This is a genomic window from Vibrio tritonius (assembly GCF_001547935.1).
Lineage (GTDB): Bacteria > Pseudomonadota > Gammaproteobacteria > Enterobacterales > Vibrionaceae > Vibrio > Vibrio tritonius.
The window spans coordinates 505,883-528,553 of the sequence record NZ_AP014635.1 but is presented as its reverse complement, the minus strand read 5'-3'; the positions used below and the strand labels follow the sequence as shown (position 1 = coordinate 528,553).

The window sequence follows — 22,671 nt, the reverse complement described above, 5'->3', positions numbered from 1 at the left end:
TGTCGCTTAAATGCGAGTTAATAAGACAACCGCCTCACAAGCGATGCCTTCTTTGCGTCCAGTAAAACCTAAACGCTCAGTGGTTGTTGCTTTGACGTTCACATTACCCAGTTCGGTCTCTAGATCTTGAGCAATCGCTTGGCACATAGCCTCAATGTGAGGTGCCATTTTGGGCGCTTGTGCCAAAATAGTAATGTCAGCATTACCAAGACGATAGCCTTGCTCTTTTACGCGGCGATAAACATCTTTCAATAGTTCTCGACTGTCCGCACCTTTCCACTTATCGTCAGTATCAGGGAAATGACGACCAATATCACCGGCTGCGATTGCACCAAGCAGAGCATCACAAAGCGCGTGTAATGCAACATCGCCATCGGAGTGAGCAATCAAACCTTGCTCGTAAGGAATCGACACTCCACCAATAATAATTGGGCCTTCACCGCCAAATTTGTGTACGTCAAAACCGTGGCCAATTCTAATCATTTTTCTTCCTTTTCACGTCGGAGATAGAACTCAGCTAACGCGAGATCTTCGGGTTGAGTGATTTTAATATTATCTGCTCGACCTGCGACCAGTGCAGGAGCATAACCTAGCCACTCAAAAGCAGAAGCTTCATCGGTGATGGTTACTTGTTGTTGTAATGCATCGTGCAATGCACGTTGTAGAGATTGAGCACGAAACATCTGCGGGGTTAACGCATGCCAAAGTGCTACTCTATCCACAGTATGTTGAATTTGTTGTTCTGAATCAGACCGTTTCATTGTATCGCGTACTGGTGACGCCAAAATTGCGCCTACTCTATGTTGCGTAGCAACATCAATCAAACCGGAAACGTCATCTAGATTAACACAAGGCCTTGCTGCATCGTGCACTAACACCCATTCATTTTTCAGGTTTTGGCAAACATAGTTGAGCGCAGAAAGCACAGAATCAGCCCGCTCTTTACCACCGGAAACTCGAATAACTCGCTCATGGGATGCCAAAGAAAGCTCTGGGAAATAAGGATCATCGTCACTAACTGCTACCACTACTTGGGTGATGGCTGGATGACTGAGCAATTTTTCTACCGTGTGCTCTAACACGGTGTGCCCTAGTAAGTTTAGATATTGCTTAGGACGATCCGCTTTCATGCGGCTACCGACTCCAGCAGCAGGCACAATAGCGATTATCTCATGGTTCATTAATTATTATCCTCACCGATGATTCGGTAAAAGGTTTCTCCATCTTTAATCATGCCTAACTCATGGCGAGCACGTTCTTCAATCGCATCTGAGCCTTGACGTAAATCGTCAATTTCCGCAAACATCTCTTGATTTCGTTGATGAAGGTTTGCATTTACCTGTTCTTGAGCTTCAGTCTCGCTCGCTACTGTTTGGTAATCGGATATCCCATTTTTACCAAACCACAGGGTATATTGCAGACTGCCGAGGAGCAGTAATAAGGTCAAGGCAAAGAGTCGCATCTTCAATACTCACCGCTTAATTTATGCCACATAAAAAACATAAAGTGTTAAAAACTGGAGGTACGGTCCACTTATAGCATAAGCCTCTCATTTTAGCGAGTTAGGACCAAAACCTCTCTGTAAGGAGATCACCTCTTTTTAGAATAATCTCTTCATTTTTCAAGGTGTCATGCCTTTGCGAGAAATTACATATTCTATACCCAAATGACCTCAAGATGCAGACATCAGAGCTTCATCAACGAGCACAGGTCAAGCTCAATGGCGGCAGGAATGGTCATTCCCTTAGATAAACAAAAAAGCGACCTCCGCTAGAAAGTCGCTTTTCTCTTATACCAATCAGAATAGATTTTAAGGCCCCCTACTATAGAGAGGCCTTGTGCACTAAATTATGCGTAAATCCACAGTAGCAGCGCGACACCGAATACAATACGATAAATACCAAACGCATTGAATGTAAAACGATTTAAGAATGCTAAGAACAGCTTCATTACAACCCAAGCAGACAGGTAAGCGACAACAAAACCCACCGCCAATGCTTTAAACATTTCTGGGGTGAAATCTTTGTAGTGACCAAGCAAGTCTAAACCACTTGCCGCAACCATTACTGGTAGCGCCAGTAAGAACGAAAACTCAGCACTCGCAGTGCGGCTAACACCGGCTAACAAGGCACCCACAATGGTTGAACCGGCGCGGCTAGTGCCCGGAACTAAAGCAAAAACTTGCGCGACACCAATCGCAACAGCTTGGCGATAAGAAATCTCATCTAAGGTATGAGTCGATGGCTCGCGATTCTTTAGATATCGTTCCACAATTAGGAAGATAATACCGCCAACAATAAACATGATTGGAACAACAGTAACGGTAAAGAGAGACTTCACTTCATCTTTCAATAAAAAGCCAATCGCGGCAATTGGAAGGAAAGCAATAAATACTTTCATCCACAAAGAGAAATATTTAGGGTGAAAACGTTCTTTGTAATTGGTTAGTACCGCCAAAATAGCAGCCAACTGAATAATCACTTCAAACGCTTTATTACTATCGGTTTGTGGTAAGCCTAACCATTCACTAGCGATGATCAAATGCCCAGTTGAAGAGATAGGAAGGAACTCCGTTACCCCTTCAATGAGGCCAAGTATTGCACTTTGCAGTATGTCCATTTATTTACTCTATTGTTGTTTCGTCAAACCAAGGTTGAATTGCTTTTAAAATATCGAGATCGTTGGCCAAAGACCAAATTTGCCGTATAGAACGACCATCATTTGGAATAAGAAGTTCCGGACAAAGTTCATAAAGAGGTTGAATCACGAAAGGATAACGATAAATATCAGGACGTGGTAACTGAGGTTTCTGAGTTGAACAAACATCACCAAAAAGAATAATGTCTAAGTCGAGCGTGCGATCTTGAAACTTCTGTGCATCCACGTCCCTCCCCCAGCGCATTTCGATATCACGAAGTGCACTCACTAACTCTTCTAAACTGAGCGAAGTATTAAATTGAGCCACTAAGTTGTAGAAGGGATGACTATTAAATCCAATCGCATCGCACTCATAGATGGTAGAGAGCTTTAAGCCTGACCCCAGCCGGGCCAACTCTCGTACCGCTGCCTCTATATGTTTTTCTCGTTCGAGATTGGATCCTATGCCAACATAGGTTGTGATCATGCCACTCCCCGTTCAATCACAACCCCAACACTGCGTGCTTGGGCGACCGCTTTGGGTTTAGCTACACGAATCTTAATCCATGGCACACCAAAACGTTCCATGATCAATTGAGCGATCTCCTCTGCCACTCGTTCAACTAACAAGAAACGGCCTGATTCAATATGCTGAATCACAGCGCTACTTACAGTCGAATAATCTAAAGCATCACTGACATCATCACTAAGACCTGCAGGGCGATTATCATGCGCCATTTCAATATCTAGGATGAGTTTCTGTTTGATCTGCTGTTCCCAATCGTAAACACCAATCGTGGCGATGACTTCAAGCTGGTCTATAAAAACTTTATCCATTATTTATTTCGTTCCTTTTACAGGTCGGATACCCAAATCGATTAAAAAAACGTACTATTTGTCAGTCGCGATATCATATACCGAAACGATAGTAATATGTGAATTTCACGTTGTTTTTTCTTTCCCTACTGTTAGATAGTATCAACGGAACTATCAGCACAACTTAGAGGCAAATATGACTCCACTGGCACTAATAATGACGATTTTCGCCTATTTACTTGGGTCAGTATCCAGTGCCGTACTGATTTGTCGCCTATTAAAGTTACCTGATCCACGAGAAACTGGCTCACATAACCCCGGTGCCACAAATGTCTTGCGTATTGGCGGGAAAAAGGCCGCAGCCTCGGTATTAATTTGCGACATGCTCAAAGGCACAATTCCGGTCTGGGGCAGCTACTTTTTAAGTATTGAACCTTTTGTTCTGGGAATTATTGCTATTGCGGCCTGTTTAGGTCACATGTATCCAATATTCTTCCATTTTAAAGGAGGCAAAGGTGTTGCCACTGCATTAGGTGCTATCGCACCAATAGGCCTCAATCTCACCGCCGCGATCATGCTCACTTGGCTCCTTGTTGCCGTGGTGTTTCGCTATTCCTCTCTCGCAGCATTAGTCACTGTATTGTTAGCGCCGCTTTATACGTGGATGATCAAACCCATGTACACCTTGCCTGTCGCCATGCTGTGCTGCTTAATTGTGCTGCGTCATCATCAAAATATAAAACGACTCTTTACAGGCACTGAGCCAAAGGTGGGTGAAAAAAAGATCGTCGATGAATCCTAAATGAGCGTGATAGCTCACTTAGGATAATAATAGAAGGGATTGTTAATCACTCAGCAACCGAACGTTGCATGATAATTTAGTTTGAGTAAACGCGGCGCAAAAACGTCTGCAGCATATCTGTTACAAACTCTGGTTGTTCTAAATTACTAATATGTCCCGCATCAGGAATGAGCACCAGTTGACTACCCGTGATGTCATCATTCATCAGGTAAGACTCTAGCGCAGGACGAGGTTTATCTTCTGTTCCCACCGCAATCAAAACTGGCAGAACCAACTTTTCAGCCTCTTCCATCACATCACGGCGACCAAATACCATTTTGCCGATGCGTGCAATTTCAACCGCCTTATCTCCTTTTAACTCACTCAAATGGGCTGTAAATTGTTCCACTAAATGTGGCGCTTTGGTCATCACTTGTGACGAGAAAAACAGTGGCACGACAGCATTAACGATCGCAGGAGGCATCATTTTTACCTGCTCGATAGTATCGAGCATTGCAAAATACTTCTGATGGGTCACTTGAGGCTCTAAGCCTAAAAAAGTATCCATCAAAACAAGAGACTGCACACGTTGCGGCGCAAGCAAGGCTAATTCAGCGCCCCACATTCCCCCTACAGAAAGGCCAATAACCGAAAAGCGTTCAATGGCTAAATGATCCATTAAAGCCAATATATGACGTGCGTAATCTTGTAAAGAACGCATTGAAGAAGGTGCAGCCTCTGAGCTACCGTGAGCCCATAAATCAGGAACAATGCAGCGATAATGCTGAGAAAGCGCCGCAACTTGCGGGGCCCACATCTCGCTATCCCATAAATAGCTGTGGCCAAAAACCAGAACCTCTCCTTCACCTTGGTCGAGGTAATTCATTGTGTTGCCGTCGATCATAAATGTGTTCATATCTGGTTTCCTGATTGAACGTTGGGTAGAAACAAAAACGGCCGCTATTTGCGACCGTTTGCACGTTAAGAGTGTTTTATCGGCGTTAGCTGGTCTATCGGCCAGCGCGGACGCGCTTCAAGGCTTAAATCACTCACATCACCATTTTTCAAACGTTGCATGCCCGCATACGCGATCATCGCTCCGTTATCGGTACAGAATTCAGTTCGTGGGTAATAAACCGCACCACCTCTTTTCTGTGCTAATTTTTCCAGCGCGGCGCGCAACGCTTTGTTTGCACTCACCCCACCGGCGATAACAATACGTTTTAATCCGGTTTGATCCAAGGCGCGTTTGCATTTAATGACCAAAGTATCACAAACCGCCTCTTGGAATGCATAAGCGATATCCGCACGAGTTTGTTCATCATCACCTTCTGCCGAAATGGTGTTCGCCGTAAACGTTTTAAGGCCAGAAAAACTCATGTCTAAGCCAGGACGGTCGGTCATTGGACGCGGAAATTTAAAGCGACCAGGAGTGCCTTTTTCCGCTAAACGAGCCAATAATGGGCCGCCAGGGTAATCTAGCCCCATTAATTTAGCTGTTTTATCAAACGCTTCACCGGCAGCATCATCAATCGATTCACCAAGAATTTGATAGTCACCAATTGAGCGAACTTCCACTATCATGGTGTGGCCACCTGAAACCAACAGTGCTAAAAATGGAAATTCTGGCGGAGTGTCTTCCAGCATAGGCGCTAATAAATGGCCTTCCATATGGTGTACAGGCACCGCCGGTACATTCCATGCGTAAGCCAAACTGCGACCAATGGTCGCCCCAACTAATAAAGCACCTACTAACCCAGGACCCGCAGTGTAAGCAACACCATCGATATCCGCTGGCGTCAAGTTCGCATCAGCCAGTGCAGCTTTAATAAGAGGAACAGCCTTTTTTACATGGTCGCGAGACGCCAATTCAGGCACCACACCACCGTAATCTGCATGCAGTTTTATTTGGCTATAAAGTTGATGGGATAACAGCCCCTTTTCATCGTCATAAATGGCGATACCTGTTTCGTCACAAGAGGTTTCAATACCAATAATGCGCATAATTTTGTTCGCACGCTATCTTCAAGAATTCAAAATTGCGGCCATGTTACCTCGGGTTTGCTTTACAAACAAATTTTGTACAGACTATGGACGACAAAACGCTTTACAAAGCGATGGGGTTCGGATTAAAATTCCGCACCATTTTTGATCTCGCTGGTTATAAACCCAACACCTACTATTTCAGATGAAATAGCAGAGAGTTTAGGTTATGAGATACCAGCATTAACGAATTAACCCCTGAGGTGAAAGGCATATGCCAGTAGTTAAAGTACGTGAAAACGAACCGTTCGACGTTGCTCTACGTCGTTTCAAACGCTCTTGCGAAAAAGCAGGTATCCTTTCTGAAGTGCGCCGTCGTGAGCACTACGAAAAACCAACTACAGTTCGCAAACGCGCTAAAGCAGCAGCTCAAAAGCGTCACGCTAAGAAGCTAGCTCGCGAAAACGCACGTCGCGTTCGCTTGTACTAATAACTGATTCCAAATAAGGAAATCCGTTATGGCTCTTATTGATAAACTCAAAGAAGAGCAAAAATCTGCGATGAAGGCCAAGGACAAAGTTCGCCTTGGCACTATTCGTTTGGCCTTATCAGCCATTAAACAGCGTGAAGTCGACGAAAGAATTACTCTTTCTGATGACGAGATCGTTGCTGTATTGACTAAAATGGTTAAACAGCGTCGCGATTCTGTTGCTCAATATGAAGATGCGGGTCGTCAAGACCTAGCAGATGCAGAACTAGCTGAAATCACTGTACTTGAGGATTTTATGCCTCAACCACTGACTGAAGATGAAGTTGCCGAATTGATTAAAAATGCGGTAGAAGAATCTGGTGCAGCGGGTATGCAAGACATGGGTAAAGTGATGGCACTTTTGAAGCCTCAACTTCAAGGGCGCGCTGATATGGGAAAAGCAAGCGGCTTAGTGAAAGCTAAACTGTCTTAATCCCAGCCCAAATTACATCAAGCCGTGCTATCCTCTGGAACGCACGGCTTGTTTGTATCTTAACTCTTCAATAATCGGAACTTTCTTTTAGGTTTTATGGCTGGACATATTCCTCGCGGTTTTATCGATGACCTTCTTGCTCGACTAGATATAGTTGACGTCGTTGATGCGCGTGTAAAACTTAAAAAAAAGGGCAAGAACTACAGTGCTTGTTGTCCGTTTCATAATGAAAAAACCCCTTCTTTCAGTGTTAGCCAAGAAAAGCAGTTCTATCACTGTTTTGGCTGCGGTGTTCACGGCAATGCCATCGACTTCCTTATGGAATACGAGCGCCTTGAATTTCCAGAAGCCATTGAAGAACTAGCATCATCTTTAGGGTTAGAAGTACCACGCGAAGAGCGAGCAAACAGCTCGGGCAAAGGCAATTTTACCCCCAAAGTAAACACTGAAGAAAAACGCACTCTCTACGATTTAATGGGGAGTATTGCGCAGTTCTATCGCCAACAGCTTAAAGTTCCTGGTAATAAAGTTGCCATCGACTATCTCAAAAACCGTGGCCTATCGAGCGACATCGCTCAGAAATTTGGCATAGGTTATGTCGCCGATGAGTGGGACCTAATTCGTAAGAATTTCGGCCAACGTCGAGACACCCAAGATATGTTGGTAACTGGCGGCATGTTGATCGAAAACGATAAAGGCAATCGCTACGACCGCTTTCGTGGTCGAGTCATGTTTCCTATTCGTGATCGTCGCGGGCGCGTTATCGGCTTTGGCGGCCGAGTATTGGGGGATGGAACACCTAAGTATTTAAACTCGCCAGAAACACCTATTTTCCATAAAGGGAAAGAGCTGTATGGCTTGTATGAAGTGCTGCAATCTTACCGTGAACCGCCACAAATATTGGTGGTCGAAGGGTATATGGATGTGGTGGCTTTAGCCCAATATGGTGTGGATTATGCGGTTGCCTCACTAGGTACCTCCACAACTGGCGATCACCTGCAGTTATTGTTTCGTCAAACCAATACCGTTGTATGTTGTTACGATGGAGACCGAGCAGGACGTGAAGCAGCTTGGCGCGCACTCGAAAATGCTTTGGGCTATTTAAAGAGTGGTAACGTATTGAAATTTCTTTTCCTCCCAGATGGAGAGGATCCGGATAGTTTCGTACGTAAATACGGCAAAAACGCCTTTGAAGAGAGAGTGCAAAATGCCGAACCGCTCTCCAAATATCTGTTTAGTAACTTACTATCACAAGTTGATGTGGGAAATAACGAAGGGAAAGCCGCTCTTGAAGCCCTTGCCCTACCGTTAATTCATAAAGTACCGGACGAGTTTTTACAGGATCAATTACTTACGATTCTGGGGCAAAAGACTGGTATTTATAAGAAACCAGTAGTTACGAATGAAACAAATTCTCGCCCACAGCCACATAAACAGATAAAGCGTACGCCAATGCGCGAAGTGATGGCTTTGCTTCTGCAAAATCCGAGCTATGCTGAAATGGTGCCAAACCTTTCTGCAGCACGAGGTTTGGCGATTCCGGGGCTAAGTTTGCTGGTAGAGATCCTTGATAAATGCCAACAACACCCCCATATCACCACTGGCCAGCTCATAGAGCATTGGCGAAACGAAAAAAATGAGGCACTTCTGTCTCGTCTAGCAAGTTGGGAGATCCCTCTTGTTGAAGACAACCAAGAAGAACTATTTTTAGACTCATTGGACAAAATATTGGCCCAATGTGTAGAGAAACAAATTGAAACCTTGCTCGCTAAAGATAGAAGCGTCGGTTTATCAACCGAAGAAAAGAGGGAGCTACTGGCGTTAATGAACGACCTGAAAGCTTGACCCTGATTAATAGATAGCCAGCATAATTTCAATTTGCTATAATACGTGGTTTGCATTTCGCATACTTTATTCCTTCACCAGATACGAAGTTGGATACCGTCTATGGATCAAAATCCGCAGTCACAGCTAAAACTACTTGTCCTACGAGGCAAAGAGCAAGGCTATCTGACCTACGCCGAAGTAAATGACCACCTACCTGCTGAAATCGTTGATTCAGAACAGGTAGAAGATATTATTCAAATGATTAACGACATGGGTATCAAGGTTGTAGAAACCGCTCCTGATGCCGATGACCTAGCGTTAAACGATGATAACAATATCACTGACGAGGACGCTGCAGAAGCGGCCGCAGCTGCGCTATCAAGCGTAGAAAGTGAAATTGGTCGCACAACTGACCCAGTGCGCATGTACATGCGTGAAATGGGCACCGTTGAGCTACTAACTCGCGAAGGTGAGATTGATATCGCCAAACGCATTGAAGATGGTATTAACCAAGTTCAAAGCGCAGTGGCAGAATACCCAGGCACTATTCCATACATTTTGGAACAGTTTGACAAGGTACAAGCAGAAGAGCTTCGCCTAACAGACCTTATCTCTGGCTTTGTCGATATGGACGAAGAAGGGCATGGTCCAACCGCTACTCACATCGGTTCTGAATTGTCTGAAATGGACGATGAAAGTCGTTCAATGAAAAAGAAAGACGACGATAGCGATGATAACGAGGAAGATGAAGACGAAGACGGCGATGACAACGATTCTGATGATGACGAAGAAGACGTTGGTATCGACCCAGAGCTTGCTTTAGAAAAATTCACTGAGCTACGCAATAAGTTCCAAAACTTACAACTAGCGATTAACGAGCACGGTGAAGAAAGCCAAGCTTCTCAAGACGCAACAGGTCTTGTACAAGAAGTCTTCCGCGAATTCCGTTTGACGCCAAAACAGTTCGATCATTTGGTCAATACCTTACGTACTTCAATGGAACGCGTTCGTACTCAAGAACGTTTGATCATGAAGCACGTAGTTGAATACGGAAAAATGCCTAAGAAATCTTTCATTGCTGTATTTACAGGTAATGAATCAAGCGAAGCTTGGTTAGACCAAGTACTCGCTACAGATAAACCTTATGCCGACCGTATTCGTGCACGCGAAGATGATATTCGTCGTTCAATCCAGAAGTTACAAACGATTGAATCTGAAACATCACTAACCGTTGTACGCATCAAAGACATCAGCCGTCGCATGTCAATCGGTGAAGCGAAAGCTCGCCGTGCGAAGAAAGAAATGGTTGAAGCGAACTTACGTCTGGTTATTTCTATCGCGAAGAAATACACCAACCGTGGTCTGCAATTCTTGGATTTGATCCAAGAAGGTAACATCGGTCTAATGAAAGCCGTAGACAAATTTGAATACCGTCGTGGTTATAAGTTCTCTACTTATGCAACATGGTGGATTCGTCAGGCAATCACGCGTTCGATCGCAGACCAAGCACGTACGATTCGTATTCCAGTACACATGATCGAAACGATCAACAAACTGAACCGTATCTCTCGTCAAATGCTTCAAGAAATGGGCCGTGAACCATTACCAGAAGAACTGGCAGAGCGCATGCAAATGCCAGAAGATAAGATTCGTAAAGTACTGAAAATCGCTAAAGAGCCAATCTCAATGGAGACACCTATCGGTGACGACGAAGATTCGCATCTAGGCGACTTTATTGAGGATACTACGCTAGAACTACCACTAGATTCTGCCACTTCAACTAGCTTGAAAGTTGCGACTCGTGATGTACTAGCAGGCCTAACACCTCGTGAAGCGAAAGTACTGCGTATGCGTTTCGGTATCGATATGAACACTGACCATACTTTGGAAGAGGTAGGTAAACAGTTCGATGTTACTCGTGAACGTATTCGTCAGATCGAAGCAAAAGCACTTCGTAAACTTCGTCACCCTAGCCGTTCAGAAACTCTGCGCAGCTTCCTAGACGAATAATCTCTGACGAGTTTTTCGCCAAAGAAAAGCAAAAGGTGAGCATTAGCTCACCTTTTTTGTATCTAGTGTTCTAAGTGGATAAAAACTAAGCGCAATTTCACCCTATTGTATCTAGACACGCCTAGCCCCATCCCCTATAATCTTTCACCAGTTTGGCCCCTTAGCTCAGTGGTTAGAGCAGTCGACTCATAATCGATTGGTCCGCAGTTCAAGTCTGCGAGGGGCCACCAAATTCTAGAAGGTTAGTAAGCGTAGTGTTTACTAACCTTTTTTTGTACCTGACGATTTTGAGTCAGGTAATGGGTCAGGTAATGGGTCAGGTAAGCCCCGATCACGCACTCTTCTCTGTCTTCTCCCAATACTAATCCGAATACTACGCTGTTGCCAAATGTGTCCTTCTGGCTGATAAAACTCTCTCTTAGAGAACAAAGAGAGGGATTGAACTCGCAAACCAACCATAAGTAACTTAAATTGCACTTATAGATAATTTCTTATACAGTCACGACAAAAGTGAGTTATAGTGAACTTATATATTAAAACGAACCCAATAGTGACAAAAGTACATTAAAAGGCACTTATGAAAAAAGGTAAGATGGTAAAGGCACAACCTATGCCTGATTTGAATACCGAGTTCAGCATGGAAACGCTGGGGAGCGCCATTCGCTCAAAGCGCACCGATAGAGGCTGGCGTATTGATGATCTCGCTTCAAAAGCCAATTTATCTCGCAGGACTATTATGAAAATTGAAAAAGGCGATACCAGTGTCACCTTTGCCAATGTACTCATCCTCATGGACATCTTAGGGCTATCGTTACGCCTTATCGATTTAAACCTATTTGTTCGTCCACATAGCCAAATAACCTCCCAAGCTGAAAACAGCGTGAGAAGCAATGAGGACGGTTGGTATGAGTAAGTTACAACAGTTAGACGTGTTTATCGGTACGAATACCAAAATTGGTCGTTTGATTCTTCCTGTCGGAACAGAAACCGAGTTTTCATTCATCTATGAAGATGAATGGAAACACACTGGTTTCCCAATTTCGCCACACATCCCTTTCGATGATAAGGCTTCGCCACGTAGTATTGAGAACTACCTCAGAAATCTCCTTCCTGAAGGAGAAGCCTTTGAGGAGATGATACAAAACACCACTATCTCCAAAAGCAACACGTTCGGGCTGATTCGTAAGCTTGGTGCGGAAACATCTGGCGCATTATCTTTTCGAGTTCCAGGCTCAGAATCTGGGGAAACCAGTTTTAGATCTGTTCCTAATGATGAACTAATAGAACGACTAGAGCGAAATCTAGCGCCATTAGTATATTGGGACGGTAAGGTTCGCCTTTCGGTTGCTGGTGTGCAAAACAAATTAAACTTACTTAAGCGCGGTGATGAATGGGGGTTTGGTGAAGGCAAATTAAGTTCGAACTACATTCTGAAGTTTGAAAGCGGTAGAGCACCGTGTATTGCTGTTAATGAGTTCTTTTGCATGACATTAGCCAAGCTAGCAGGTTTGGACGTCGCTAATGTTGAGTTAACTCGCATTGGGAACACTAGGACACTGATCATAGAGCGGTTCGATCGTGCCTATATTGAAGCTCGTGATGTCGTTCAACGAAGACATGTGATTGATGGCTGTCAGGCGACTGACTTACCTCCAGGTTACAAATACGAGCGTCAGAATGGGGATGAAGGTGATGGCGTATATATGCGTGATGGTGTTTCTTTCCCACGCCTACTGTGCGTCAAAACCATAGACACGGTAATCACCAACCTAAAGCTCACCCAATGGATGCTCTTTAATCTAGCAACGCTAAACTACGATGCCCATGGTAAAAATATTAGCTTCTTCGTCACCCCTAAAGGTCTGGAACTGACCCCTTTTTATGATTTAGTAAACATAGAAGCCATCGCTCAAGAGGGAGCAAAACGCAACTCACGAAGCGGTAAATTGTCTGCTGATGAGGGCCGTGCCGCCAGCATCCCTCAATATTTTGCAATGTCGATTGGAGATTGGGAAAGCGAAGACTTTCAAAATCCGCCGAAAGGTAACTTCAAACGCCCTATCACCAGCTATGATTTAGCTGAATTCGGCGCTCTACTGGATTATTCAGGCACAAAAATGGCTTCCATGATGGTAGAAACCGTTGGTGCTATAAAAAATGCTCTGAAGGAAGCCATTGACCTTACCGAAGCTCAAGGAATCGACGATGGGGAACGTGAACACATAGAGCTATGTGTGTCACTCATCCAAACAGAGTGTGAATACTTGCTAGAGCAAGCCAACAGCGTGCCAGAAATGAGCGAGCTTCTTTAATAGAAAAAGCGAGACAAACTTATGTATCCACTTGGTTATTAGTTTATTTTTGGTCTATCTACAAACACAAAAGAAGCTACTAATTTAACTTCCTTTCTTCGTTCTAAAGCATACTGTTGTATACCGCCATTAAAAAGCCTTAATACACTGATTTAAAATAATTATATTTTTAGTACGAATCTTAACGTGAATGGATATGTTAAAAATTCCAGCATCTTGCATTACATTCACGTCAATCTGCTGGCTATGCTTGCATTAGATTAAATGTGAAAAAACTCATCGGGCTTTTTTGCGTCTAGAGATCGCTTTTTTCCCCAACACCGCTTGTGATATTCCTCTCTCGGTAGCACAATAACCTGCTAGTTCGTAGGTGTATTTACCTTACGATTTCTCTTTACCTTTTATGCACAGGATTATGAAACGACATCGAACATGGTTAAGTAAGATGGCAAAAATTCCCCCGTGGATTTGCATCTGTTTATCCATATTGACCTATCTATTGCTAACCCAGTGGGTTTCTCCACAGCTACAAGCCTCGACCAACCCAACGCTCCTCGCGTATCTGCCACATTGGCAAGAAGCTCTATCCATCATTGCTCCACTGCTGTCTATTGTTTTATTGTTGCCTGTTTATGTTGCTGTTCGTACTGCTTATATCAAGCGCAATGCCATCAGCAGCCATGTTGCCGAACATCAGTTGGCACAATTATCTTGGTTGGAGTTTGAAGCCTTAGTCAGCGACAACTATCGCCAACAAGGGTACAAGGTAACCCAAAAGCTCGATTACAGCGATGACGACACAGTGGATATGGAATTAACTAAAGGACAAACCTTGATACTGGTGAATTGCAAATACTGGCAAAGCAGCAAGGTGGGTGTGAAAGCAGTCCGCGAGTTATATGACACCCTGCTAGACCGCAAAGCCGGGCGAGCAATCTTATTGACCTGTGGCACCTTTACCCCAGAGGCAACAACCTTCGCCCGTTACAAACCGATAGAATTGGTTGATGGTGCGCTATTAGCCCACACCCTCTTCCCTAGTTCACCGATGTTAAGTGCAAACTAAATAACGGATCCTAACTAAATAACGGCTCCTAAATGTGAGTCGTTTAGGCAGATGCTTATGCGCATCTGCCTGACTAGCAGCACCTTATTTACCCTTCAGATCGGTTAAAACTGATAACGTAAACCAGCAGTAACACTCGTGAAATCGAAGCCAGTACCATCCTTAGAGAATGGAATATATCGATAGCCCAATACAGCAGAGATGCCATTATTCCAACGCCAACCCGTTTCTGCGCCAAATTGATAAGAATTGTCTGATACTTTTTCTTCAATCGCTAATAGAGGTACTTTCACATCCACCGTGTAATGACCATACCCAATAAGAGCGCCAACAAACCAGTTGTCAGTTAAGTAATATTTAGGGACGAGGTTAAATGTAAAACCATCAGTTCGAACTTTGATTAATTGAGAATAGACTTGCGAACCTAATTCACGATATTCGAATTCTGCACCCAGAACAAACTTAGGCGTTAATGCAAAATCATAGCCAACACTAGCACCAAATTGAGGGCCAGCATTTTCTGTTGCAGAATCCGAATCTAAAGTAAATTTCGTTGAATTATGAAATGTTTTATATACGCCAACATACCAACCACTAGGGTGTTCTGTAGGACTTATTTCCGATTCTTGAGCAGAGATGGCAAAGGAGCTAAGGCAAGCGCACATCGCTGCTGAGAGATAAATTTTTTTAATAATCATTATATTAACTAATAAATAATGGCTCAAAGAAGTGCTATTTAGGCACTGTAATAGGCATAGTGATACCGCTCACTTGTTGATAAAAGTGATATTTAAATAATATTTTTACGGAACGGATATCTAAGATAATTCAAATTAAGAAGAATTAGCAACAGGAATTAACGCATAACAATAAATTAGCAATGGCTAATTTATTGTTATTTTTTGCAATGGAATATATTAAAAAGAACACATAGTAACGTTATGAATATAAAATAATTTTTATATCTAAAATGGCTCTGAATGAGGCATTAATGTATTTAATCTGCTAAGAAATTCACTGGTTAATAATGGGTGAGACTTCACCCCAACCAGCAAAACAACATCTACAGCAGGAAGCGCCGGCATGTCTTCGATAATCTCTAGATCAGAGGTAACACTCAGTTTCCCCATGGCACCAATCGCTAAACCTTCACGCACCACCGCCCGCTGGGCAGAGGCGGTATTACTGCACGCCAAAAGATGAAATGCCCGACCACGCTTAGTTAATCCATCAATCGCAGCCGCGTGATAACGGCAATCGGACTGAAAAAGTGCCAAAGGTATCGAAGCCGCCGTTTGCAGTAGAGGAGAATTTCTTTGTGAAATCCATACGCCTTGATCTTGTGTAATCCAATACCCCTCTTCACTGGTCGGAGAGCGCGTCACAATGGCTGCATCTAACTCCCCCTTATCTAACCAATCACGTAACAAACTACTTGGTTGATTAAACAGTTGGATTGAACAAGTGGGTTCCGATTCTTTTAATGCCGCCATCACTTTAGGCAAGACCTGATCGTTATAATCTTCCGGACAACCTAACCGTAACGGCTGTTTATTTTTGTATTTTTTAAGTTGTGCGAGCGCACCATCATGAGTTTGAATCAATTGTGTCGCATGACTCACCAAGTTTAATCCAGCTTCGCTGAGCACAAGATGACGCCCCTCCTTAACAAACAGCTCACTGCCAATCTCTTCTTCGAGTTTACGCATTTGAGCACTGAAGGCAGATTGAGTACGAGAAATTTGCTTAGCGGCGCGTGTAAAACTGCCGGTTTCAACAAAAGCAAGAAAGCTGCGCAGCGATTCAATATCCATGAAGTATTCATCCATCGTTTTTATTAATAACAGACATCAAAACAATCCGTTAGTCAGAGCCGTCTAAATTACCTACTCTGAACTCCATCAAAGGAAAGGGAGTAAAACTATGCAACTGTATATCGCCAACCAAAACTACTCAAGTTGGTCTCTGCGCGCCTGGCTTATTGTGACCCATTTTGATTTACCCGCTACCATCACTAAGCTTGCTCTATTCACACCAGAGTTTTACCACCAACTAAAAGGGAAAACACCAGCCGCTAAGGTTCCAGTATTGCTGGATCGAGACATTGCCGTTTGGGACTCCCTTGCCATCCTTGAATACATTAATGAAACCTATCTCGATGGCAAAGCATGGCCAGCATCACGCGCCGAAAAAGCCAAAGCACGAGCAATCGCCTGTGAAATGCACTCCGGATTTGTAGCACTGCGCAATGAATTACCCATGAACTGTCGTGCAATACGTAAAGTTTCTTTGTCATCCGCAGCCCAGAAGGAGATTGAGCGAATCGATGACATGTGGAGTGAACAAATGCAAGCTTACCCGTCACAATGGCTATTTGGTGACTGGTCGATTGCTGATGCCATGTATGCGCCCATTGCGCTGCGCTTTAAAACCTATGGTATTGAACTGTCTACTGCTGCGCAGCAATACCAAGATAAGGTTCTATCCAGTCCTGAAATCCAACGTTGGGTGGCTGAAGCAAGTTTAGAAACCGATACGGTCGAAGAAGATGAAGCCGGGGAACCTCGCTCATTATCGACAGCAGAAACTGTTTAATGAAATCTACCTTGCCTGTCATCGTTATGCCGGTGACAGGCTATTTTTCTTATTATCAATAAAAAGCAGCGGTGTAGCCGTTGCGAATTCAGTGGCTATCCCTTACCCTAGTGTTCACAACAAGTATTGATGAACACATCAAGTTTTAGGCTCTTATTTTTCTTGGCTAGCTAGCACCATATCTTGGTAACAACCATCTTATCGAATGCCCTACTCTCAGTAAAAATAGCCAAGCTTCTTGTCGTGCATACATATACATAATAAAGCCGAGTTCGGATTGACCGGTCATTCCTCCCCTTGTTTTCATTCTAAAAGGGAATTCCAGTGGATAAAGGAACAGGCTCGCCATCGGGCTCTAAGATTTAGTAAGGATCGCTCACAGATGAAAATTCAATTTACACCAACCTCACTACCAGAATCAGGCCAACTGATCGTTTTAGTGAAAGAAAACGCGCCTCTTTCTTCGCTTGGTCAAACACTAGATGACCAAACCCACGGTGCTCTCACCAAATCGATGCGTGTAGAAGGGTTTACAGGTAAACAAGGCGAGTTAATTAACCTTGTTGCGCCGAACAACACTAAACTTGATCGCATTCTGCTGCTTGGCGTTGGGGGCAACAGCGCCCTTGAAGTTCAACAAGCTGCAGACACCATTATTCATCAAATCGAAACCTTCAAGCTCTCTACAATTAACGTATTAGCTGAAGAAGATGAGCAAGCTGCACAATTTGCCTACGGTGTGCAATTAAGTAATTACCGTTTCGATAAATACCGTACTCGCCAAGAGCTACAAGCAAAATGTTTGCTTGAGTCAGTGACAATTGCGACACCAACCCCTACCGCGGCAGAACAAATTCATACCCCATTAAACGCAGTAGCAGAAGGCATTTACATCACTCGCGATTTAATTTGGGAACCAGCGAATGTTATCTACCCTCAGTCTTTTGCCGATTTCTGCTTAGGCCTCGAAATTGAAGGTTTGAGCGTTGAAGTCGTCAACAGCCAACAAATGGCTGAATTGGGTATGGGTGCCCTACTCGGTGTCGGTCAAGGCTCTGCGTTTGAAAGCCTGATGGTGATAATGAAATACCAAGGTCGTGAAGATAATGAAGCGCCAGTAGCATTCTTAGGCAAAGGTGTCACCTTCGACAGCGGCGGTCTTTCTCTCAAACCAAACTCGTCAATGAACACCATGAAAGAAGACATGGGTGGCGCAGCAACAGTGACTGGCCTAATGGTGGCGCTAGCTAAACGTAAAGCGAACATCAACGCTGTAGGCGTACTCGGTTTAGTTGAAAACATGCCGAGTGACAAAGCACAACGTCCAAGTGACGTAGTCACCAGTATGTCTGGCCAAACCATCGAAGTGATGAACACCGATGCGGAAGGTCGTTTGGTTCTGTGTGATCTATTAACCTACACCCAACGTCAACTAAAACCGAAAGCGATGTTTGATTTGGCAACACTAACGGGTGCAGTTCTGATCGCACTTGGTGAGGAAATTGCAGGCATCTTCTCTAATAATGACGAACTTGCCACACAATTAACTCAAGCTGGTGAAGTAGAACAAGAGCCAGTATGGCGCCTGCCTATGGGTGGTCAATTTGATCGCCTATTAGACAGCACCATCGCTGATATGCGTAACAACGGCAACAAACTACGCATTGGTGGCGCCAGCGTTGCAGCGCAATTCCTCTACCGCTTCATTGAAAACGATACCCCATGGGTACACATTGATATTGCTGGCACAGCTTGGACTGGCGAAGGCCAACCTAACAAGCCAAAAGGAGCGACAGGATACGGTGTTCGCCTCCTCGATCGCATGGTCAAAGAACATTTCGAAAAATAACACTCGGCAATGTTATCCCCTAAAGCAGCTCTTCGGAGCTGCTTTTTTATTGTCCAATTCCTTATGCTACAAGACACACAAATACTAACACTGTTAAACAGTTGTAAAGCAAAAGCGAATCTTTTATAACAAATACCGAGGTGAAGAAAGCAAAGCAACCAAAACCGATTTGGACTGTTTTTAAGTCCGGCTTTATGTGTCAGCGCGTATGCAACATGAGTAGACAAAACATAAGCACACGCCCCCTGAATCCCCATCACTTGGGCACACATAGATAAGTAGATAAATAAATAGATAGTTTGGTGCACCGGTCAAGCCTTCAAATTGAATCCAAGACCTTCCTATTCTTCATCCAATAATAACAAGCAGAAGTCAGTTCATTTTTACCAGTGACTAACAAAATGTCAGCTCTTCAGAGCGTGAAGGGCCATAACATCACTACATTGTCTACAAAAACATCAATAGACAATCAGCAAAAGGAAGAAGCCCATGAGTTACTCTACCGTTAACCCTTATACCGGTGAATTAGTTAAAACCTTCGCCAACGCTACCGATCAAGAAGTACAACAAGCCCTTGATGCGGCTCATGAAGCATTCCTCGCATGGAAACAAACCTCATTTGCTCACCGTGCGAACATTCTGCAAAACGCAGCGAACTTACTGCGTAAAAACAAACGCCAATACGCTGAAATTCTCACCCTAGAAATGGGCAAAATCATTGGTGAAGCAGAAGCCGAAGTCGAGCTATCAGCACAGATCATGGAATACTATGTGAAAAACGCTGAAAGCCTGCTTGCTCCAGTCGATCTTCCAGTTGCCGATCCTGCCGAAGGGCGTGCCAAAGTAGTTCACGATCCACTGGGTATTTTGCTCGCTATCGAACCATGGAACTTCCCGTTCTACCAAATTGCTCGTATCTTGGCGCCTCAGCTTTCTGCAGGTAATACATTACTGCTTAAACACGCCTCTAACGTTCCGCAAGCAGCCGCCGCGTTCGTCGATATTATGTTAGAAGCTGGTCTACCGACTGGCGCATTCCAAAACCTATACGCGACACGTACTCAGGTTGAAACCATCATCAACGATCCTCGCGTTTGTGGTGTTGCTCTAACCGGTTCAGAAGGGGCTGGTGCAGTCGTCTCTTCTCAAGCGGGTAAAGCAATGAAGAAATCCACTCTAGAGCTGGGCGGCGCAGATGCCTTCATCGTGCTGGACGATGCAGAGATGGACAAGACCGTGAAATGGGCGGTCTTCGGTCGTCACTGGAATGGTGGTCAGGTGTGTGTCTCTTCAAAACGTATGATCATTGAAGACTCGGTTTACGATGAATTCTTGAGTAAATACACCGCGGGTGTGGCTGAGCTGAAAGCCGGCGACCCAATGGATCCAACTACCACATTAGCACCGCTCTCTTCACAAGGCGCTGCCGATGAAGTGCGCGAAAAAATCGCCGAAGCTGTTAAATATGGTGCAACAGCAACAGAAGTTGGGCCAAAAGTGCCAGCGCAAGGCTCTTTTGTTCAGCCAACCATCCTAACGAACCTAACGCCAGATAACCCAGCTTACTACTGGGAGTTCTTTGGCCCTGTCTCAATGATTTTGCGTGCCAAAGATGAAGCCGATGCGATTGCTATTGCGAACGACTCCCCATTTGGTTTAGGCGGATCTGTATTTACCGCTGACGAAAACCGTGGCTTACGCGTCGCACAACAAGTCTCAACGGGGATGATGTTTGTTAACCACCCAACGATGGTGAAAGCAGATCTACCGTTTGGTGGCGTGCGCAACTCCGGCTTTGGCCGTGAATTGATTGACCTAGGTATCAAAGAGTTTGTGAACCACAAACTGATCAACATTGTGGATATCGACGCACCATTTTAATCAAAGGGTTAGAACGTTTATCTCACCATAATCGGAAGGGCATCAATCGATGCCCTTCATCATTTTGCCATCAAAGCTCAACAAAACTCTCACGTTTTTGCAGTGCCACTGACATAGACCACCTCTAGCATAAGTTCCAAGATCACCCATAGTGTGAGGTTGTTATGCTCTCAAATAGCCCTTTTAAGTTGCCACGAAAAACCCCATTTGGTTTGGGAGAACAGTTCGCGGAATGGGCAACAGGCTTAAGCCAACTCGATAAGTTTTACGCACAGCGCCCAGCCGCGTGCGATACCCGAGAATTTCTCCGCTTTACCTTAGACATCCTCAATATCGACTATCAAGTTGTGCGCGGTTCGCTCAATCAAATTCCTGAAAGCGGCGCCACTGTCGTGGTCGCTAACCACCCGCTTGGCTGCGTAGAAGGCGTTATTCTTGCCGAGCTACTCCTTGCCAAACGCTCTGATGTGCAAATCCTTGCTAACCATTACTTAAAAACGGTTCCTGAACTCGATGAACTGTTTATCGGTGTGGATGTGTTTGAAACGGCCAAAGCAGCACAAGCTAACTTGGTCGCGATGCGCAAAGCGCATAAGCACCTGGAACAAGGCGGTTTGTTGCTGATCTTCCCTGCGGGAGAAGTCTCACAACTAGTCAATAGCAAAGAGCGTCGCCTTGAAGATAAAGAGTGGAGCCACTCAGTAAGTCGTTTAGTGAAAAAACACAAAACGGCGACCGTACCTGTCTATATTGACGGTCATAACTCTCGTCGCTTTTACATGGCAGGGAAAATTCACCCGTTACTGCGCACCTTAATGCTGGGGCGTGAGCTACTCAATAAAAAGCAATCGACCATCAATATCTCTATCGGTGAAGCGATAGCGTATAAGGAAGTGCATCCGCTGTGTGATGAGCAGCTGGTCAACTACCTGCGCCTCAATACGTATCTGCTCCAGCAGGTGCCTTGCACCAAACGCAATAAAAACAGCCAAGATACCAACTTAGCACCGATTGCCAAACGTGTTCCCGTACAGGATTTACTTAACGATATAGCTCTGTTACCCGCTCAGGATAAGCTGCTTAGTCATAACGAGTTTGATGTTTACTGCACGAGCGCAGATAAACTGCCTTCGATGATGCTGGAAATTGGCCGCGTACGCGAAGAGAACTTTCGTATGGTGGGTGAAGGCACCGGACTGGCCCTCGATATCGATCAATTTGATCGCGATTACCTCCATCTGTTTATTTGGGATCGCGAGTTAAATCAACTCGTCGGATCCTACCGACTTGGTTTAATCGATCAGTTAATGCAAAAAGATGGGATCGATAGCCTCTACTCCAGCACCCTATTCCAATACGATCGTCAGTTTATGGACAACATGGGCAAAGCGATCGAGATGGGACGCTCAGTGGTTGATCATCGTTATCAAAAATCGATGGCACCGCTGCTGTTACTTTGGAAAGGGATTGCCACTTATGTCTATCGCCACCCTGAATACACCCATCTGTTTGGCCCTGTGAGTATCAGTAACGACTACAGCGAGCAGGCGCGTCGTTTACTCGCCGATACCATGACCTTGCACTATTACGACCAGCAACAAGCTGAACTGGTAGCCGCAACCAATCCACTGCCAACCTCTGGTCAGCCACAGTGGAACGCGAGCTTACTGACCTCACTTGCGGATTTGCAGCTCCTAAGCCGCGTGATTTCCCGCATCGATGAAGGCAAAGGTGTTCCAGTGCTGCTACGTCAATATTTAGGACTGAACGGAAAGTTAGTCAGCTTCAATATCGACCCCGACTTTAACGATGCCCTTGATGGGTTAATCGTGGTCGATTTAAGACAAGTTCCTGAGCGGACGTTAGGGCGCTACATGGGCAGTGAGCAAGCCAAATACTATTTGGCCTCTCATGAGTAACTTCCCATAAATAACTTCCCGTAAATAAACAGT

22 protein-coding genes and 1 tRNA gene are annotated in these 22,671 nt (G+C 44.6%); 13 read left to right on the top strand and 10 right to left on the bottom strand.

Annotated features, from left to right (window positions below):
- Positions 1-6: 6 nt before the first annotated feature.
- The 6 genes from ispF to folB form a co-directional block, all read right to left on the bottom strand.
- Positions 7-483 (bottom strand): 2-C-methyl-D-erythritol 2,4-cyclodiphosphate synthase, encoded by a 477-nt coding sequence (gene ispF / locus JCM16456_RS02440; protein WP_068712061.1) that lies wholly within the window; start codon positions 481-483, stop codon positions 7-9.
- Positions 480-1,181: a 2-C-methyl-D-erythritol 4-phosphate cytidylyltransferase gene (gene ispD, locus JCM16456_RS02435; protein WP_068712060.1), complete on the bottom strand. Its 702-nt coding sequence runs from the start codon at positions 1,179-1,181 to the stop codon at positions 480-482. The genes ispF and ispD overlap by 4 nt, the downstream gene beginning before the upstream one ends.
- A complete protein-coding gene (gene ftsB / locus JCM16456_RS02430) occupies positions 1,181-1,462 on the bottom strand; it encodes a cell division protein FtsB (protein ID WP_068712059.1) in 282 nt (93 codons plus the stop codon). Before ftsB ends, ispD begins: the two co-directional genes overlap by 1 nt.
- A 386-nt stretch (positions 1,463-1,848) precedes the next feature.
- Positions 1,849-2,619, bottom strand: coding sequence for an undecaprenyl-diphosphate phosphatase (locus JCM16456_RS02425; protein WP_068712057.1), 771 nt, complete (start codon positions 2,617-2,619; stop codon positions 1,849-1,851).
- 4 nt (positions 2,620-2,623) lie between these two features.
- A complete protein-coding gene (gene folK / locus JCM16456_RS02420) occupies positions 2,624-3,124 on the bottom strand; it encodes a 2-amino-4-hydroxy-6-hydroxymethyldihydropteridine diphosphokinase (protein WP_068712055.1) in 501 nt (166 codons plus the stop codon).
- Positions 3,121-3,474: a dihydroneopterin aldolase gene (folB, locus tag JCM16456_RS02415; protein ID WP_068712053.1), complete on the bottom strand. Its 354-nt coding sequence runs from the start codon at positions 3,472-3,474 to the stop codon at positions 3,121-3,123. The genes folK and folB overlap by 4 nt, the downstream gene beginning before the upstream one ends.
- A 175-nt stretch (positions 3,475-3,649) precedes the next feature.
- On the opposite strand from folB, the gene plsY reads away from it, so the two are divergent.
- On the top strand, positions 3,650-4,255 hold the full coding sequence (gene plsY, locus JCM16456_RS02410; protein WP_068712052.1) for a glycerol-3-phosphate 1-O-acyltransferase PlsY: 606 nt from the start codon (positions 3,650-3,652) through the stop codon (positions 4,253-4,255).
- A gap of 76 nt (positions 4,256-4,331) precedes the next feature.
- On the opposite strand, the gene JCM16456_RS02405 is transcribed toward plsY, so the two are convergent.
- Positions 4,332-5,150 (bottom strand): alpha/beta fold hydrolase, encoded by an 819-nt coding sequence (locus JCM16456_RS02405; protein ID WP_068712051.1) that lies wholly within the window; start codon positions 5,148-5,150, stop codon positions 4,332-4,334.
- A gap of 65 nt (positions 5,151-5,215) precedes the next feature.
- A complete protein-coding gene (gene tsaD, locus JCM16456_RS02400; RefSeq protein WP_068712049.1) occupies positions 5,216-6,238 on the bottom strand; it encodes a tRNA (adenosine(37)-N6)-threonylcarbamoyltransferase complex transferase subunit TsaD in 1,023 nt (340 codons plus the stop codon).
- Between the two features lie 253 nt (positions 6,239-6,491).
- On the opposite strand from tsaD, the gene rpsU reads away from it, so the two are divergent.
- The 8 genes from rpsU (at position 6,492) to JCM16456_RS02360 (ending at position 14,394) form a co-directional block, all read left to right on the top strand.
- Entirely contained in the window at positions 6,492-6,707 is a 216-nt protein-coding gene (rpsU, locus tag JCM16456_RS02395) for a 30S ribosomal protein S21 (protein WP_001145625.1), read from the top strand.
- A 28-nt stretch (positions 6,708-6,735) separates the two neighbouring features.
- Positions 6,736-7,179, top strand: coding sequence for a GatB/YqeY domain-containing protein (locus JCM16456_RS02390; protein WP_068712047.1), 444 nt, complete (start codon positions 6,736-6,738; stop codon positions 7,177-7,179).
- A 96-nt stretch (positions 7,180-7,275) separates the two neighbouring features.
- Positions 7,276-9,024 (top strand): DNA primase, encoded by a 1,749-nt coding sequence (gene dnaG, locus JCM16456_RS02385; RefSeq protein WP_068712042.1) that lies wholly within the window; start codon positions 7,276-7,278, stop codon positions 9,022-9,024.
- A gap of 102 nt (positions 9,025-9,126) precedes the next feature.
- Positions 9,127-11,016: an RNA polymerase sigma factor RpoD gene (gene rpoD, locus JCM16456_RS02380; RefSeq protein ID WP_068712041.1), complete on the top strand. Its 1,890-nt coding sequence runs from the start codon at positions 9,127-9,129 to the stop codon at positions 11,014-11,016.
- Between the two features lie 154 nt (positions 11,017-11,170).
- Positions 11,171-11,246 (top strand) — tRNA-Ile (locus JCM16456_RS02375).
- Between the two features lie 347 nt (positions 11,247-11,593).
- The gene (locus JCM16456_RS02370) at positions 11,594-11,929 is read left to right on the top strand and encodes a helix-turn-helix domain-containing protein (RefSeq protein ID WP_068712038.1); all 336 of its coding nucleotides are present in this window, start codon (positions 11,594-11,596) and stop codon (positions 11,927-11,929) included.
- Positions 11,922-13,328, top strand: coding sequence for a HipA domain-containing protein (locus JCM16456_RS02365; protein WP_068712037.1), 1,407 nt, complete (start codon positions 11,922-11,924; stop codon positions 13,326-13,328). The genes JCM16456_RS02370 and JCM16456_RS02365 overlap by 8 nt, the downstream gene beginning before the upstream one ends.
- A gap of 415 nt (positions 13,329-13,743) precedes the next feature.
- On the top strand, positions 13,744-14,394 hold the full coding sequence (locus tag JCM16456_RS02360) for a restriction endonuclease (RefSeq protein ID WP_162266522.1): 651 nt from the start codon (positions 13,744-13,746) through the stop codon (positions 14,392-14,394).
- A gap of 104 nt (positions 14,395-14,498) precedes the next feature.
- On the opposite strand, the gene JCM16456_RS02355 is transcribed toward JCM16456_RS02360, so the two are convergent.
- Entirely contained in the window at positions 14,499-15,092 is a 594-nt protein-coding gene (locus tag JCM16456_RS02355; protein WP_068712034.1) for a porin family protein, read from the bottom strand.
- Between the two features lie 267 nt (positions 15,093-15,359).
- On the bottom strand, positions 15,360-16,208 hold the full coding sequence (locus JCM16456_RS02350; protein ID WP_068712033.1) for a LysR family transcriptional regulator: 849 nt from the start codon (positions 16,206-16,208) through the stop codon (positions 15,360-15,362).
- Between the two features lie 109 nt (positions 16,209-16,317).
- Between JCM16456_RS02350 and JCM16456_RS02345 the strand changes: the two genes are divergently transcribed.
- The 4 genes from JCM16456_RS02345 to JCM16456_RS02330 all read left to right on the top strand — a co-directional run bounded on the left by JCM16456_RS02345 (position 16,318) and on the right by JCM16456_RS02330 (position 22,638).
- Positions 16,318-16,989 carry a glutathione S-transferase family protein gene (locus tag JCM16456_RS02345; protein WP_068712032.1) on the top strand — a complete coding sequence of 224 codons (672 nt, stop codon included), beginning with the start codon at positions 16,318-16,320 and terminating at the stop codon, positions 16,987-16,989.
- A 382-nt stretch (positions 16,990-17,371) separates the two neighbouring features.
- Positions 17,372-18,838 carry a leucyl aminopeptidase gene (locus JCM16456_RS02340; RefSeq protein WP_068712030.1) on the top strand — a complete coding sequence of 489 codons (1,467 nt, stop codon included), beginning with the start codon at positions 17,372-17,374 and terminating at the stop codon, positions 18,836-18,838.
- 489 nt (positions 18,839-19,327) lie between these two features.
- Positions 19,328-20,719 (top strand): NAD-dependent succinate-semialdehyde dehydrogenase, encoded by a 1,392-nt coding sequence (locus JCM16456_RS02335; RefSeq protein WP_068712027.1) that lies wholly within the window; start codon positions 19,328-19,330, stop codon positions 20,717-20,719.
- 164 nt (positions 20,720-20,883) lie between these two features.
- Entirely contained in the window at positions 20,884-22,638 is a 1,755-nt protein-coding gene (locus tag JCM16456_RS02330) for a lysophospholipid acyltransferase family protein (protein ID WP_068712026.1), read from the top strand.
- The last annotated feature ends 33 nt before the right edge of the window (positions 22,639-22,671 follow it).